This is a genomic window from Erwinia sp. S43 (assembly GCF_016624745.1).
Classification (GTDB): Bacteria; Pseudomonadota; Gammaproteobacteria; order Enterobacterales; family Enterobacteriaceae; genus Erwinia; species Erwinia coffeiphila.
Genome location: NZ_JACVTX010000005.1, coordinates 176,830 through 192,566, shown reverse-complemented (window position 1 = coordinate 192,566; position 15,737 = coordinate 176,830). Strand labels below are relative to the sequence as shown.

At 59.9% G+C, this 15,737-nt stretch carries 15 protein-coding genes; 6 read left to right on the top strand and 9 right to left on the bottom strand.

All coding sequences use genetic code 11. The annotated features are described in order from the left end of the window. The first annotated feature begins 2 nt into the window (after window positions 1–2). The 5 genes from IBT47_RS08985 to IBT47_RS08965 all read left to right on the top strand — a co-directional run bounded on the left by IBT47_RS08985 (window position 3) and on the right by IBT47_RS08965 (window position 4,636). Window positions 3–1,142 carry a PepSY domain-containing protein gene (locus tag IBT47_RS08985; RefSeq protein ID WP_200560165.1) on the top strand — a complete coding sequence of 380 codons (1,140 nt, stop codon included), beginning with the start codon at window positions 3–5 and terminating at the stop codon, window positions 1,140–1,142. Next, window positions 1,139–2,146, top strand: a complete 1,008-nt coding sequence (locus IBT47_RS08980; RefSeq protein WP_200560164.1) for a substrate-binding domain-containing protein — start codon at window positions 1,139–1,141, stop codon at window positions 2,144–2,146. Before IBT47_RS08985 ends, IBT47_RS08980 begins: the two co-directional genes overlap by 4 nt. After that, window positions 2,146–3,069, top strand: a complete 924-nt coding sequence (locus tag IBT47_RS08975) for a PstS family phosphate ABC transporter substrate-binding protein (protein WP_200560163.1) — start codon at window positions 2,146–2,148, stop codon at window positions 3,067–3,069. The genes IBT47_RS08980 and IBT47_RS08975 overlap by 1 nt, the downstream gene beginning before the upstream one ends. Next, window positions 3,066–3,968 (top strand): MurR/RpiR family transcriptional regulator, encoded by a 903-nt coding sequence (locus IBT47_RS08970; protein ID WP_200560162.1) that lies wholly within the window; start codon window positions 3,066–3,068, stop codon window positions 3,966–3,968. The genes IBT47_RS08975 and IBT47_RS08970 overlap by 4 nt, the downstream gene beginning before the upstream one ends. 323 nt (window positions 3,969–4,291) lie before the next feature. Next, entirely contained in the window at window positions 4,292–4,636 is a 345-nt protein-coding gene (locus IBT47_RS08965; protein ID WP_200560161.1) for a hypothetical protein, read from the top strand. A 47-nt stretch (window positions 4,637–4,683) separates the two neighbouring features. Here the strand turns inward: IBT47_RS08965 and IBT47_RS08960 are convergent, their stop codons facing one another. The 4 genes from IBT47_RS08960 to IBT47_RS08945 form a co-directional block, all read right to left on the bottom strand. Continuing rightward, complete coding sequence (locus IBT47_RS08960; protein WP_200546261.1) at window positions 4,684–5,982, bottom strand: cytosine permease; 1,299 nt, start codon at window positions 5,980–5,982, stop codon at window positions 4,684–4,686. A 17-nt stretch (window positions 5,983–5,999) separates the two neighbouring features. Further along, window positions 6,000–6,689, bottom strand: coding sequence for a PAS and helix-turn-helix domain-containing protein (locus tag IBT47_RS08955; RefSeq protein WP_200560160.1), 690 nt, complete (start codon window positions 6,687–6,689; stop codon window positions 6,000–6,002). A gap of 23 nt (window positions 6,690–6,712) precedes the next feature. Continuing rightward, window positions 6,713–7,123 carry an N-acetyltransferase gene (locus IBT47_RS08950; RefSeq protein ID WP_200560159.1) on the bottom strand — a complete coding sequence of 137 codons (411 nt, stop codon included), beginning with the start codon at window positions 7,121–7,123 and terminating at the stop codon, window positions 6,713–6,715. 406 nt (window positions 7,124–7,529) lie between these two features. After that, the gene (locus IBT47_RS08945; protein WP_200560158.1) at window positions 7,530–8,555 is read right to left on the bottom strand and encodes an NAD(P)-dependent alcohol dehydrogenase; all 1,026 of its coding nucleotides are present in this window, start codon (window positions 8,553–8,555) and stop codon (window positions 7,530–7,532) included. Between the two features lie 108 nt (window positions 8,556–8,663). Here IBT47_RS08945 and IBT47_RS08940 point away from each other — a divergent pair, with 108 nt between their 5' ends. After that, the gene (locus tag IBT47_RS08940) at window positions 8,664–9,572 is read left to right on the top strand and encodes an AraC family transcriptional regulator (protein ID WP_200560157.1); all 909 of its coding nucleotides are present in this window, start codon (window positions 8,664–8,666) and stop codon (window positions 9,570–9,572) included. A 165-nt stretch (window positions 9,573–9,737) separates the two neighbouring features. On the opposite strand, the gene IBT47_RS27295 is transcribed toward IBT47_RS08940, so the two are convergent. From IBT47_RS27295 to IBT47_RS08915, 5 genes are all read right to left on the bottom strand, one after another. Further along, the gene (locus tag IBT47_RS27295) at window positions 9,738–11,867 is read right to left on the bottom strand and encodes a bifunctional diguanylate cyclase/phosphodiesterase (protein WP_200560156.1); all 2,130 of its coding nucleotides are present in this window, start codon (window positions 11,865–11,867) and stop codon (window positions 9,738–9,740) included. Between the two features lie 194 nt (window positions 11,868–12,061). Continuing rightward, a complete protein-coding gene (fecE, locus tag IBT47_RS08930; protein ID WP_200560271.1) occupies window positions 12,062–12,829 on the bottom strand; it encodes a Fe(3+) dicitrate ABC transporter ATP-binding protein FecE in 768 nt (255 codons plus the stop codon). A 5-nt stretch (window positions 12,830–12,834) separates the two neighbouring features. Further along, a complete protein-coding gene (gene fecD, locus IBT47_RS08925; RefSeq protein WP_200560155.1) occupies window positions 12,835–13,812 on the bottom strand; it encodes a Fe(3+) dicitrate ABC transporter permease subunit FecD in 978 nt (325 codons plus the stop codon). Next, window positions 13,809–14,801: an iron-dicitrate ABC transporter permease FecC gene (gene fecC / locus IBT47_RS08920; protein ID WP_370569875.1), complete on the bottom strand. Its 993-nt coding sequence runs from the start codon at window positions 14,799–14,801 to the stop codon at window positions 13,809–13,811. The genes fecD and fecC overlap by 4 nt, the downstream gene beginning before the upstream one ends. After that, window positions 14,801–15,706, bottom strand: coding sequence for a Fe(3+) dicitrate ABC transporter substrate-binding protein FecB (locus IBT47_RS08915; protein ID WP_105592451.1), 906 nt, complete (start codon window positions 15,704–15,706; stop codon window positions 14,801–14,803). The genes fecC and IBT47_RS08915 overlap by 1 nt, the downstream gene beginning before the upstream one ends. Window positions 15,707–15,737: the final 31 nt, after the last annotated feature.

The following is a 15,737-nucleotide window of genomic DNA, read 5'->3' as shown; positions in this document are numbered from 1 at the left end:
CGATGACGCGTTCGCGCCTGATCCTGCTGAAACTGCACTGGCTGCTGGGGATTACCCTCGGCGCCAGCCTGTCGTTTATGGCGTTGAGCGGCGTGACGATGAGTTTTGAAGATGAAATTATGCAGGCCCTCAGCCCGCAGATGACCGTCAGCCCGCCGCAGGGCGGCGAGCCGATGTCGGTGGTGGCGATGATTGCTGCGCTGCGGCAGCAGCGTCCCGGCGAGCGGCTGATGTCGTTACAGATTGAGCAGCAGGACGATCGTGCCTGGACCGCCGCTTTCCAGCAGGGGAAAGGGCAGCGCAATCAGCGGGTGCTGGTGAATCCGTACAGCGGGCAGATCCTCGGGGAAGCGACCGGCGCGGCCTTTTTTGCCACGGTGCGTAATCTGCATCGTTTTCTCTCCCCTGAGGGGGATAACGCCATCGGACGAACGATTACCGGTGCCAGCGCCGTCAGCCTGATCTTCTTTGCCCTCTCCGGGCTGTGGCTGCGCTGGACGGCGGGCAGCCGCAGTGCGCGGGAGTGGCTGCGCCCGGAGTTTCGCCTCAGCGGCCGCGCGCTGTACCGCATGCTGCACCAGGTGGCTGGGACCTGGCTGACTGTGCTCTATCTGGTCAGTGCGCTCTCCGGCCTGTGGTGGTCATCGCAGTGGTATCGCCAGAGCGTCACCTGGCTGCTTGGCAGCACACCGGCCGAAGTGGTGAAGAAGCCCCTGCCTGTGAAGAAAACGGCGGTGAAGCCCGCAGAGCCGGACTGGGATTGGGTCTGGCAGCAGGTGGTTCAGCGCTACGGCAGTCAGTACCAGTCGGCGCTGCTGTTTCTTCCCGCGCCGGGGAAGGCGATCCGCGTGCGCGTCCTGCCGCTGGATGCCCCGCACGCCCGCGCGCTGGATGAGCTGAGCATCAATCCCCGCACTCTGAACGTCACCCGGCAGACGCTGTACCGCAGCCTGCCCACCGGGGAACGAATTTTAACCGATATGGACCCGATCCATACCGGCGCGCTGTTTGGCATTCCGGGCCGCATAGCGATAACGATTTCCAGCCTGTGCATGCCGCTGTTTTTTGTCACCGGGCTGCTGATGTATTGGAAGCGGCGGCAGCGCCGCAAAAATCCGGCATCTTCTGAGGAGCATTTGTGAATTTATCAACCGAACGCACCGGGTGGGTTCCGCGCCCGCTGGATGCTGAACTGACCGACTATCTGCCGCAGCCGCTGACGGCGGAAGTCAACGTCGGCTGGCTGACTGCTGACGGTGCCGTGCGCCTGAGCGGGTCCGGCCACGCGCGCTATGTTCTTGAAAAGCTGACCGCCGCGTTTGCGCATTATCACCCGCAGGTTCGCTTTGCCATTGAGCTGAAGGGCACGCCGACCGCGATGGCCTTCGCCATTAACGATAAGGCGATGTTCAGCGTGATGGGGCGTGAAATCACCCCGATGGAAAGCGTCCCCTGGCGCAAGCAGCGCGGTGCAGAGCCGCTGGGCATTCGGGTGGCGGGCGCCGCGCTGGATACCCGCCAGCATCTGGCAACCTCGCTGGCGGTCTATGTGCATCACGCCAATCCGCTGGCGCGGATAAGCCTCAGCCAGCTGTCCCGGATCTTTACCGCAGGCAATTCCGGTGGCGATTACAGCCGCTGGGGGCAGCTGGGGCTGGGCGGTGACTGGGCGGATCGGCGGATTGTGCCGCTGACCACCCAGCAGTACAGCGGTTTCGGCAGCTATATGCAGAAACACCACTTTGGCGGGCGGGCGCTCAGCGCCGACTGCGAATATCTGGTTGGGACCGATCGCCTGCTGGAACGGCTGGAGCAGGAGCCGTCGGCGATATGCGTGGCGGCCATCGGGCGGGAAACTGCACTGCTGCGCGCGCTGCCGCTGGCTGTTGACGACGCGGGACCGTGGCTGAACGGCACGGTGGATGAGATGACGGCGGGCGACTATGCGCTGGGGCGCTACCTGTGGTTTTATCAGGCAATCCGCCACGGCGGCGGGCTGGATGCGCTACAGCGGGCGTTTCTGCGCTTCACGCTGTCGCGGCAGGGGCAGCAGATTATTGCCTCCCAGCCCGATGGCTATCTGCCGCTCAGCGCGGCGGATGCCCGGGCGGAGCTGTTACAGCTGGATCTGGCGGAGGGAGCCTGATGTCTGAGTTATTTTGTATTACCGGCAATGACGGCATGGCGTCGCTGATCGAACCGTGGTGCGCGATGCTCTCCGCACGGCGGCCGGAGCAGCAGTTTCAGCTCAGCCTGGCTGGTTCGTCCACCGCCATCATGGCGCTGGCGGCGGATGCCTGCCTGCTGGCCCCGATGTCGCGAGCGCCCTGGGCACAGGAGCTGGCGGCGTTTCGCAACGCTAAGGGCTATCAGCCGACGGGCATTCAGATTGGCTGGTGCGGCCACGGCCCGCGCGCGGGGGTGAAAACGCCTCCGGCCATCTGGCTGCACCGCGATAATCCGCTGGCCGGGCTGAGTATGGCGCAGCTGGCGGCGGTGTTCTCTTCCGGATCGCCGCAGGGGGATATCACCTGCTGGTCCCAGTTAGGGCTGGGCGGGGCCTGGCTGCACCGGCGCATTCACCTTTACGGCCTGCGCGACGACGGCAAGTATGCCAGCGCTTTCCGCCGCGCTCATCTCGGCAATCGGCAATTCCCGCGGCACTACGAGCCGCTGCCGGATCGCCGCGCGGTGCTCGAAGCCGTGGCCGCCGATCCTTTCTCGCTGGGGGCCGTTGGCTGGTTTAACGCAGCCGCGTTGGGTGACGCAGTGCGCGAACTGCCGCTGGGCCATCATGAAGGGGATTATCATCTGCCAACCGCCGGGGCGGTGCAGGCAGGGAACTATCCGCTGGGCAGTGCCGTTATGCTGTGGATCGATCTGCCGCCCGGCAGCGTACCTGAACCACGGCTGGCTGAGTTTCTGCAGCTGGCCCTGTCGGATGGCGGGCAGCAGGTGGTTGCTGCACAAAGCGCGTCGCCGGAGGGCTATCTGCCGCTGAATCAGCCGATGCTGCTGGCGCAGCGTCAGCGACTGGATCGGCTAATTAACGGAGAAACTCAGGGATGAACAGATTGCTGACGAAAAAAACGAAAACGCGCGTGGATATCTACGGCGAGCGCTTCCGTGCCCGGGGGCCCGGCCTGTCGCCGCGGCTGCTGGCGGTGGCCAGCTACATTAACGATAACCGCGAGGTGGTGCTGGAGCACACGGCGATGGAGATCGCCGCCGCGACGCAAACTTCCGACGCTACGGTAGTCAGGGCGATTCAGGCGCTGGGATTTGCCGGACTGCGCGATCTCAAGCAGACAATGGAAAGCTGGTTCGGGCCGGGGATCTCGTCGGCGGAAAAAATGAGTTCAACGGTGAATGCGCTCTCCTGCGACGTGAACTCCAGCATCGACTTCGTTCTTGAAGGGCATCAGCGCGCCTGCGAAGTGCTGTCGGAACCGCACAACCGTGCCGCCATGTCTCGCGCCGTTGCTCTGCTGGCGGAGGCGCGTCAGGTGGGGATTTTTGGCATTGGTGCCTCCAGCATCCTGGCGGAATACGCCGCACGCCTGTTCAGCCGCAACGGCATTCCCGGCGTTCCCCTGAACCGTACCGGGGTGATGCTGGCCGAGCAGCTGATCAACCTGCAGCGCGGCGATGTACTGATTATGATGGCGCAGAAGTCGGCGCACCGTGAAGGACTGACGACGCTGCGTGAGGCAAAGCGGCTGGGCATTCCAACGATTTTACTGACTCACTCTCTTGATTCCCGCTTCAGCAAAGAGGTTCAGGTGGTGATCAACGTTCCGCGCGGCGGGGAGAATGGCAAGGTGCCGCTGCACGGCACGGTGCTGGTATGCCTGGAGATGATTATTCTGTCGGTGGCCTCCACGGCTCCGCAGCGCACAATTAAGTCGATGAAGCGTATTCAGGAGCTGTATCGCGCTATTGGTAAATCAGGCGCAAAAAAAGCGTAAGAATGTTCCGGTGAATTCCTGTATTCCCGGAATAATTACGCTAATATTTCCAGGGCATTATTAACCTTGAATCAGAGCTGTCAGCGTTTTTTTAGATAAAAATCTATTTATATTCATCAAATGCTAAAAAAAAGCGGATGTTTTAGTTTAAAATCCGGCGGCCGCAACGGATTGCGATGCGGATAATTTGTGATTTTATCTTCATATTGTGCTGCAGGAGTTTTCAATGGATAGTAATACGCCAGCTCGTACGGCGACGCATTCTCATGTGTCCTCTGCCATGCCCCAGTTTATCGATCAAAACACCGAGCTGGACTTGATCGATGTTCTTACTATTATTCTTCGGAAAAGTTTCCCATTCTGGCTTTTATTATTGTTGCAGCGCTGATGGCCTGGCGCGCAAGCTGGAAATTGAGAAATCCCTGCCTGTGGGATCGCTGAATAACGAGCTGCAAAATCGCCGGGTGTATATTGAAAAACTGGATGCGTTCAAGATCGAACCTGGGGACGATGTGCCTTTCAAATACATGAGTGCCCCCTCTGAACCGCTGACCCGTGATGCCCCCAGACGTACACTGATGGTTTTGCTGTTTGCACTGATCGGGCTGGTTGTAGGCTGCGGCTTTGTTCTGGCGAAGAGTGTGATGGCGAGTCGCGCGGTGAAGTGAATGTTATTAAAAGAGAAATAAGGCGGACGACGTCCGCCTTAATGGTCTCAGGCTGATGCCGCCGCAGGACGGCTGCGCTGCTGCGCCAGTTTAACCACGTAATAAATCACGCATGAAATCAGCAGTGAGTTAATCGTTGGTACACCCCATTCGGTTAACAGGCCCACTGCGCTTCCCACCAGGGTGGCAATAATCGCGACCCAGCCAATCACCGGCGTTTCGCTGTCTTTCGGCAGTTCACCCAGCAGACGGCTGCGGTCAAGCAGACCACGGTGGCTGCGCAGCAGCAGATAATCCACCAGCATAATGCCGAGGATTGGAGGGAAAACTACGCCCAGCACGGTCAGGAAATCGACGAAGCGATCGAGGATGCCCAGCACCGACAGCAGGGTGCCGAGCAGGCCGATCACCAGCGTCGTGCTGCGATACTTCAGCTTTTTACCGCTGATCCCTTCCACGGCGTTAATCACCCCCAGCGATGAGGAATAGAGGTTCAGATCGTTAACGCGCAGGGTAGAGAGGATCACCACCAGCAGCCCCACACCGCCCGCGGCCTGCGACATAATCGTCACGACGTCGGCGGTTTGCAGCGTACGGGCGATCAGAATGGCCAGACCGTTGACGATAAACTCACCGGCAATAATCGTCAGCAGGGTAATGCCCGCCACGTGCTTAGAAGATTTCGAATAGCGGGTCAGGTCCGGGGTCATCAGGCTGGCAACAATTGCACCGCCCACCACCATCGTAATTGCCGCGCTGATGGTCAGCGGGGAACCGGTCGGCGGCAGATCGATAATCTCCTGCAGGGTGTGGCCGGACAGCGTATGGAATGAAATAAAGGCAACCAGACAGATAAACAACGGTACGGCAATGCGTGCGGTCACGCGCAGCGCCTTAAAGCCATAGGTCACCAGTACGGTCAGCAGCAGACCGGACAGGCTGGCGGCCAGCGGGAAGCCTAACCTGTCGCCGAGCGCAAAGTTCAGCGATTTAGCGAAGATGGCATTCTGAATGCCAAACCAGCCAAGCAGGCTAACGGCTACCACCAGGCCAATCAGCACGGAGCCGATACGGCCAAAGCCACACCAGCGTGCCAGCAGGCTACCGGAGATCCCTTCACGCATCCCGGCATAGCCCAGCCCCCAGGTCACGATACCAAAAATAACGCTACCGGCTAAAATTGCCAGAAACGCGCTGGCCAGATCCATCGAATCACCCAGCACCGAGCCGAGCATAAACTGATCCAGCGCGGTGAGCATGCCCATATGCACCACGGCAACACTCAGAAACGAGACGCGCTTGTTCTCAGGAACGCGGCTTAGCGGGTAGTCTTCTATTTTTATCACGATCTGTTTCCTTGAAATTAAATAAACTGGATGCCCTTTTCGATCAGGCGATCCGGAATAAAATTGTCTAACCCTGCGTGACGGCAATACTCTTCAAACTGATTGAGCGTGTGTACCCCGGCCTTCTGGTAGATGCTGTAAATCCGGTTTTCTACCGTGCGATGGCTGAGGTTATAGATGCGGGCGATCTCCTTGGTAGATAAACGCTGTAGCAGTAAAAACAGCGTATCCAGCTCCGAACGGGTAAACAGATCGGTGTTGACTTCGGTGGTCAGCACCCCTGGTTTTTGCTGGGTGATATATTTTAGCGGCGACAGGGTGTCGAGCAGTCGGGCATTCCATGCCACGCCAATAAATACGCCACCGTCGCCGTACAAAGGGATTTTTTCGCTGACGTAGGGTGTCAGACTGTCCTGGCCAAACCAGAAGTGAGTTTCAATCACCGCAACCCGGCCGTGGCAGGCTTCGGTGCGGCGATCGTGCTCGATCAGTTCCTCTTCACACTCCGCCCAGGAGGCGGGAAACTCACTGTCGAACTTTCCCTCAACGGCAAATTCCTTTGGCGTGTTGGTATAGCGATACGCCATATCATTCATATAGATATGGCGTGACTCTGCATCCTTGATGCCCCAGGGTTCAGTTAAGTGTTCCATCATGGCAATCATTGCGTTCAGATTTAACTGCTGCTTTGCATCTGAAACGTTCATATCTTCCCCCTGTAACCCCACTATCAGAGCTTTTTCGCCAGATAGTGCCGGGTATGTTGATGGGCGTAATCACCCAGTTCACCGTAGACGGAATAGCCTAACTTTTCGTAAAAGCCTCGCGCCTGAAAATCAAACGTGTCGACATAGGCCATATGGCAACCGCGTTTTTTTGCTTCCCGCTCTGCATTTTGCATTAAATCGCGCCCGACACCTTTGCCGCGACAGTCATCGCTGACCCACAGATACTGCACCTCCAGCCCTCCCCACCACGTGCGGGCAACAAGACCAGCCATTATCTGGTTCTGCTCATCGCGCAGAGTCAGAAAGAGGGGATGGATGTCTACCGGGGTGGTTTTAGCGTTGTGGGTCCACAGACTGTCGATGACATACTCTTCATCTGCGGCGGCGGGTTTGTCAGTCATAGTAATTTTCATTGTTAGTCCGATATCATTATATGAAGTAAAATTAATAAGATAAGTTGCGCATTAACAATGGGTAATTATCATTTTGGTTTTCAGCAAACAAGAGTGTTTTTCTCCCGTTCCCCCGAGGTAAAAAAACATCTACTGTAGTGATGACCGGGCAATGCCGCTATACAGATCACACTATTATCAATTTGCCGGGTAGTTTGACAAGATTTCTTTGCGCCTCACCAGGGCCATTTCTAGATGGTACACACCCGTTTCTCGTCACGATTGACGCGAATGGAGTGATAATAAAGAAAGATAACTGATAATTTAAAAACAAATAAGTTCAGGAAATCTTTTCAAAGATAGCTGTATCTTTTCAAAGGACCGCGAGTTTCGGGTCCCTTGAGTTTTTCTCAGGCTTCTCCGCTCGTTACCGCAACCCGCCAGACATCGTAATCACCACTTTGCCACAGTGCTGCTGACTATCGAAATAACGCCACGCTTCTAACGTTTCCGAAAAGGCATATACCCGGTCGATAACCGGCTGTAGCAGGCTCTGCTCCAGCGCCAGGTTCATACGCTCAAAATCTTCCCGGCTGCCCACGCTGAAGGGGCGAACGGTGGCACCGCTGGTGAACAGCGTCATAAAATCAACGGATTGCTCCCCATTGGCAACGAAGCCCAGCAGCGCGATCTCGCCACCGGATGCGGTCGACTTCAGCGAATTGTTCAGCGTTCCCGGTCCGCCAATCTCCACCACCCGCTGTACCCCTTCGCCGTTGGTCAGCGCTCTGACCTGCTGATGCCAGTCGGGATGCTCACGGTAGTTAATGGTATGCGTTGCGCCGAGTTGGTGTAGCAGTGCCGCTTTTTTGTCGCTGGACGTGAGTGAGATAATCTTCAGACCCATCTGTCGGGCAAACTGCACGGCAAATAGCGCTACGCCGCCGGTGCCCTGAGTCAGCACCGTTTCACCCGGCAGCAGCGGGCGCGACTGTACCAGACTGTTCCATCCGGTCACCGCCGCACAGGGCAGGGTCGCGGCCTGTTCATCGCTCAGATACGACGGGACGTGCACCAGCGATGCTTCATCTATTACCTTATACTCGGTGAGCCAGCCGTCCGCCCGGCTTCCCCACGCGCCGCCGCTGTTACCCCGTGTCAGGCTGCCGCCCAGCCACTGTGGGAAAAAGATCCCCGCCACGCGGTCGCCGCAGGCAAAACGCGTGGCCTCTTCCCCGCACTCCACGATGTAGCCGACGCCGTCCGAAAGCGGGATCAGCCCTGCCTGCGGTGCAAGCGTGCTCTTGCCATGCAAAATGGCCAGATCGCGATAGTTCAGGCTGACGGCGGCCACGCGGATCAGCACCTGTTTACGTCCCGGCCGCGGGCGGGGTTCTTCAACGCGATGAAGATGGTCGATGCTGCCAAAATGATTAAGACGATAGCTGTACATGGTTGTGCCCTCTGTTGATGTAATGCCGCTACCTTACCCGCCTGCCGCTGTACAGATAATGACTGAACAGGTATTTTTACTGACTTATCGTCCAGAAAAGGTCATGAGATGGCTCTGCTTGATGATGTTTTTGCCGCAATGCACGTGAACAGCGCACTCCATTCACGCCTGCGGCCGCGTGCGCCCTGGGGCGTCAGCTTTATTAAAAGCACGTCGATTCGCTTTGGTTTTATGCTGGAAGGCCAGGGCTGGCTGACGGTTAACGGCCAGCCCCCGCACCGGCTGCGCAGCGGGGAGGGATTTATTGCCAGACCGGGCGTGCTGCTGTCGCTGAGTGACGAGCCGCAAACGCCCACTCGCCCCTGTGAGGAGGTTTTTGCCGACTGCGCGGGTAAAAGTGCCGTTTTTGGCGGGGAAGGGGAGAAGGCCGAACTGCTGTGCGGCTGGCTGACCTTTGATGCCGGTGGCGCTCAACCGCTGCTGTCATTGCTGCCAGACTGCGTGGTGATCCCGGCGGATGCGGAGCGTTCGCCGCTGCTGGCCGCCACGCTGCAGCTGCTGGCGCTGGAGACCGATGCTCCGCATCTGGGTTCGCAGATTGTGGTCAGTCGGCTGGCGGACGTGCTGTTCGTGCAGGCCATCCGTACGCACTACCAGCAAATGCAGCCGCAGCAGGGATGGATGGCGGCGCTGGCCGACGGCCGCCTGCGCCCGCTGATCGGGCAAATCCATCAGCAGTTAGACTTTCCGTGGCGGCTGAGTGAAATGGCAAAACAGGCGGGCATGTCGCGTTCGGCGTTTACCGTGCATTTCAAGCAGGTGACCGGCGAAACCCCGGGTGAGTATCTGACCCGCTGGCGCATCTGGCGTGCGCGCTGCCTGCTGCGCCATCCCGAGCTGGCGCTGGAAGCCATCGCCCGGCAGGTGGGCTATGATTCCGCCATTACCTTTGGCCGGGCATTCAAGCGCCATGAAGGGCAGACGCCGGGGGAATATCGGCGCGCGCTGGCAACGTAGCTGAAGTTACCCGCGTTCTGAACGCTTGCGCAAGTGCCGGGGCTGGTGCTTGTGCAAACGTTATGGCTCGATGCTACATTCGCCCATTCGCCCATTCGCCCATTCGCCCATTCGCCCATTCGCCCATTGGTGCAGTCGGGCTGGATAAGCGAAACGTTCAGCTCTCTACGGGCGCTGTTGATCCAGCAGGGCGTGCAGGTTATCCGCCGTCAGCGGCCTGCTGAATAAAAAGCCCTGCAGTAAATCACAGCCAGCGGCTTCGAGCATCGCGCGTTGGGCGTCGGTTTCCACCCCTTCCGCCGTCACGGTAATCCCCAGGCTGTGCCCGAGAGTGATCACCGATTCGACGATGGTCGCCGAGTTGTCGCGCACTCCCAGCGACTGGGTAAAGGTCTGATCGATTTTGATGGTATCAACCGGGAACTGGATCAGGTAGCTGAGGCTGGAATAGCCGGTGCCAAAATCGTCCAGCGCAATGCTGAATCCGGCTTCGCGCAGCGTATTGATATTCTGCAATGCGCGCTCTTTATCTTCCAGCAGCACGCCTTCCGTGATCTCCAGTTCGATCTGGCGGGGATTGATGCCGTGACGCGCCACGGTCGTCATGAGTGTACTGATAAAGTTTTCAGCCAGGAACTGAAGCGGCGAGACGTTGATCGCCACAATCAGCTGCGGGCAGGTGGTGGCCATCTGGCAGGCTTTCTCCACCACCCAGTCACCGAGCGGGATAATCAGCCCGGTTTCTTCCGCCAGCGGCACGAAGTCAGCCGGAGAGATGGGGCCGAGCTTCGGATGATGCCAGCGCAGCAGCGCTTCAACGGCGACCGTTTTTTTCCCGCTGATATCAAAAATTGGCTGATACAACTGGGTCAGTCCGCTGTCATTTTCCAGCGCAAGACGCAGCTGTTGTGCCAGCCGCTGGCGTTTTTGCAGTGCCTCATCCATCGCCGGAATAAACAGGCGATACTGCCCGCCGCCTTCGGCTTTCGCGGCATAAAGCGAGATATCGGCTTTGCGCATCAGCTCCAGCCGGTCGGTACTGTCGAGCGGGGCCAGCGCCACGCCGATGCTGACGCCGATCCACATCGCATTGCCGTTCAGCTGCATCGGCTGCGACAGGTGAGCAATAATCTGCTGGCACAGTTGGTCAACCTGCTGCCGATCCGTGACGTTGGCCATCATGATCACAAACTCATCGCCGCCCAGTCTGCCAATCGAATCTTTAATCGGCAGCAGGCTGGACAGCCGTTTACTGACTTCCATCAGCAGTTCATCGCCGGTGTGGTGACCCCAGGTGTCGTTGACGATTTTGAAATGGTCGAGATCCAACATCAGCAGGGCAAGGCTATCGCGGTCGGTCTCCAGCACGCTGAGTCGATGATTCAGCTGCTCCTCAATCCATTTGCGGTTAGGCAGGCCGGTTAAAATGTCATGCAGCGCGATGTGACGGGAACGGGCTTCGCTGGCGGCTAGCTTCTGCATCGAGCGGGTCAGACTCAGCGAGGACTGCCACAGTCGGCGGGTCATCACCAGGCACATCAGGGCAATGCTGAGGATGGCCAGCGCAATCAGCGGGCCGGTAAACAGCAGCATTTGACTGCCGGGGCGCATCGGCTCCCAGGAGACATCGCTGACCGGCGTTCCCTGATGTGAGGTCAGCAGGAAACCGGCGCTGTTCGGCTGATCCGGCTGTCTGGCGCTGAAGCTGAAATTACTCACCACGCCACGGTGGGTTAGAAAATCAACAAAGCTGCTGCGCAGATAGCGAATAAACACCAGCTGATAGCCGCGATCGTCGCCGGGCAGGCTGGCAACGGCCACTTCCGCCACGCGTTCGCGCAGGCGGATAAAATCGCTGGTCAGCGTATTGGAGGCACGCAGGCCCGGCGCCAGCTGTTGGGCTATCTCATGGTAGCGCTCAACGGGCGCAGGGGCGTCTGAAAACCAGGCAGCCAGCGGGCGCTGGTGGGCATCCACCAGATAAACTTCGTCATCACCAATCAGCCGAAACAGCCACGGGGCGGCCGCATCAGACTGTAGCAACAGTGAAACCGGCTGTGTTTCCCGCAGCAGATTGCGGTGCTGCTGGCTGAACTCTTCCAAATGTTGAGCCAGCAGGTTTTTGATCACCTGCTGCTGTTTTTCCAGCGCCTTATCGTTGCTCTGCGCCGTAACCCACCAGGCGGTAAGCCCACACCCCAGCAGAGAAAACAGCACCACCGCCACCACTGGCGCGATAACATTACGCGTGAACTCCCGGCGCAAACTGGCAACCGTGCTGTGTTTGTTTTTCATTGACCTTCCAGGATAGACGCGTTGTAGTCCCAGGAAACCACCGATCTTGAGATAGCAAACATTACCTCATTGACCATTTTTGGCAAAGATAAACCCTTGGATAACGTCATGAATAGGTCAGTTATTGTTGTATCAAGGGTTTTTGGTGAAAATGGGTTTCCTGAAAGTGCCAGTTATCCAGGCGAATTGATCAATTAAAGCACCACACACATCGGGCGTCCACACACCGGATCGGCATGGATTTCTGCATTGATGCTGAAAACCCGATGCAAAAGTTCCGGGGTCATCACCTGTTCTGGCGTGCCGCTGGCGACCACCTGTCCGGCCATCATCAGCACCAGATGGTCACAATAGCGGCTGGCCTGGTTCAGATCGTGCAGCACCGTCACCACGGTTTTTCCCTGCTGCTGCTGGCGGCGCAGCAGAAGCAGCAGCTCAACCTGATGATTGATATCCAGCCAGGTGGTCGGTTCATCCAGCAGCAGTAGCGGCGTGTCCTGTGCCAGCGTCATTGCCAGAAACGCCCGCTGGCGCTGGCCGCCGGACAGCGTACTGAGCTGTTTTTCAGCGAAATTGCCGATCTGCACTTCGTCGATGGCCGCCTGTACCCGCTGGCGGTCAGCCGGGCCCGGGCGACCAAACAGATTAAGCCACGGGCTGCGGCCGTAGCCCACCAGTTCCCGCACGCTAATCCCTTCCGGCACGCTGTGCTGCTGCGGAAGCAGGGCAAGACGCTGCCCCAGCTTGCGGGCGTTCAGCCCGGACAAATCGTCATCCCCCAGCATTACCCGTCCCTGCCTGGGTTTCAGCAGCCGCGAACAGCAGCGCAGCAGCGTGGATTTACCGCAGCCGTTAGGGCCAAGCAGGGCAGTGATCTTCCCGGCGGGCAGCGTCAGCGAGAGGTTTTGCAGAATGGGCGCGCTGGTGTAACCGGCACTCAGCCCGTCGACGGATAATGGCATCATTATTAGCGGGTTCTCATTAACAGCCAGAAAAAGTAAGGCGCGCCAATCACCGCCGTCAGCACCCCGGCGGGCAGCTCCAGCGGCGGGTGCAGCGTGCGTGCCAGCAGATCGGCCAGCATCAGCAGCAGTGCGCCGGTCAGCATTGCCGCCGGGATTAGCCAGCGGTGGCGGCCGCCCACCAGCCGCCGCGTCAGATGCGGAGCAACCAGTCCGATAAAGCTCAGCGGTCCGCAGACGGCCACACTGACGGCGGCCAGCGCCAGTGCCAGCAGCAGAATTCGCCGCCGCGCGCGGGGAACTTCCACGCCGAGCGTCGCCGCTTGCTCATCGCCCAGCCCCAGCAGATCGAGGCTGCGGCACAGCAGCAGACTGAGCGGCAGCAGCACAACCAGCCACGGCAGCGCCAGCCAGACAAACGGCCAGCTGCGCCCCCACAGGCTGCCGGTCAGCCACAGCAGCGCCTGGTTGATCTCCAGCGGGCGGGAGAGCATCAGATAGTCGGTGATGCTGGCGTAAAAGGCGGTCAGCGCCACGCCGAGCAGCGCCAGCCGCAGAGGAGCGCTGCCGCCGGCCAGCAGCCGCAGCAGCAGGAAGGCCAGCAGCGCACCGGCAAAGGCCAGCAGCGGCAGCCAGGCCGCCGACAGCGCCGGGAACAGCATCAGCCCGGCAATCGACATCAGTCCGGCGGCGTGATTCACTCCGAGAATTTCCGGCGAGGCCAGCGGATTGCGGATCGCCCCCTGCACCAGCACGCCGGATACCGCCAGCGCCGCGCCCACCAGCATCGCCAGCAGGGTGCGCGGCAGGCGATACTCCATCAGGGCAAAGTAGCGATCGTCCGCCGGGTTCAGCGCCTGATACAGCGCGTGAAAGCTGAGGGTTTCACTGCCGTAGCGCAGCGACAGCGGCAGCACCAGCAGGGTGAACATCAGCAGCAGCAACATGGCGGCCAGCGGCTGCCGTCCCCGTTGATGTTTCATATCCGCCTCCGAACCAGCCAGACAAAGCACGGCGCGCCGATCAGTGCCACCACCGCTCCGGCGGGCAGCTCGGCGGGGAACGCCAGCCAGCGCGCAATCACGTCGGCCAGCAGCATCAGCAGCGCGCCGAACAGCATACAGGCGGGCAGGAGACGCCGCAGATCGTGGCCGATCCACGCCCTGGCCATATGCGGCACCAGCAGTCCGAGAAAGGCCACCGGTCCGGCAACGCTGACGCAGCTGCCGACCAGCACCACCACCAGCAGGTTGACCGCCGTGCGCAGCATCCCGGGATTGACTCCCAGCGTGTGTGCGCTGTCGTCGCCCAGCCGCAGCAGGTTCAGGCGCGCCGCCAGAAGCCAGGCCAGCGGCATCAGCAGTGCGCTGAACGGCAGCAGCTGCCAGAACTCGCGCCAGCGCACGTGGGACACGCCCCCGGCCAGCCAGTGCAGGATGCCGTAAGTGTGATCCTCCGCCAGCAGCAGCGTGGCGCGGGTCAGCGCGGCGCAGAGTGCGGACACGGCCACCCCCGCCAGAATCAGTCGGCTGCGGTCACCGGCAGACCGCCAGCCTTTGCCCAGCAGCATCACCACTCCCCAACTGACACCACCGCCCGCTGCCGCAAGAAGTGCGAGGCTGTAACCGGCGATCCAACCGGGATTAAAGGCGCTGGCCAGCACCATGGCCAGCGCCGCACCGGCGTTAATGCCCAACAGGGAAGGGGAAGCCAGCGGATTACGCGTCAGGGTTTGCAGCAGGCAGCCCGCCAGCGCCAGGCTTGCCCCCAGCAGCATCGCCACCAGGCTGCGCGGCAGTCGCAGGTTAAACACCAGCGCCTGCGGCAGCGCGGCGGCCTTACCCGGCAGCAGCGCGCTCAGCGCCTGCCCAGGCCCGATCGGCAGCGCCGACCCGCTGAACAGCGACAGCCAGAAGGCCAGCGCCAGCAGCATCAGCGGCAGTCCCCAGGCGAACAGCGGTCGGCCTGCCATCATGGCTGCACGGTTACCGGCTGATGATGCAGGATCGCCACCAGATCGCGGGCGATCTGCTCGGCGGCAAACAGTCCGCGCATCCGCGCCCAGCCGTTGCTGTCCACTTCAGCCACCTGATTTTTCTGCGCGGCGGTTAACATCTGCCACAGCGGGTCCTGCTGCCAGTCGCGCACGATGCTCTGCTGACGGTAGTGGGCCACCAGCAGCCAGTCGGGGTTGATTGCCAGCAGCTGTTCCAGGTTGATGCTGGCAATCGGGCTTTGCCCTGCGGACTCCGGCACGTTCATCCCCAGTGCGGCCAGCACGCTGCCGGTGTAACTGTCGCGGCTGTGCAGATTAAACTGCTGCTCGCGCGAGGTGCCGAACACCAGCTTCAGCCCTTTGGGCAGCTGGCTGGCAAAATCCTTCATTCGCTGATGATGCAGCGCCAGCCGCTGCTGCATTTCGGCATCTTTACCCAATACTTTGCCGATAATTGCCGCTGATTGCAGATTTTCTTCCCAGGTTTCATTACGCGATTTCAGCATCAGCGTGGGGGCAATACTTTTCAGCTGGCCGAGGATGCCGCCGTGGCGGGCGCTGTCGGCAATAATCAGGTCGGGCTTCAGCGCGGCAATCACTTCCAGGCTCGGCTGGGCGCGGGTGCCGACCGATTTCCACGGTGCCAGGCGCTGACGCACGGCGGGCAGAATGCGCTGCGGATCGTTATCGTCGGCGACGCCAACCGGGCTGACGTCCACCGCCGCCAGCGCATCAACAAAGGACAGTTCCAGTACCACCACTCGCTGCGGGGCATGTTCGAGGGTGAAGGTGCCGTTGCTGTCCTGCACGGTCACCGCCGATGCGGCCGAGGCGACCAACAGCAGGGCGCAGGACAGAAAACGAGGAATAAGCGTGAACATAGATTCTCCAACTGCCAGAAACGACAAAGCG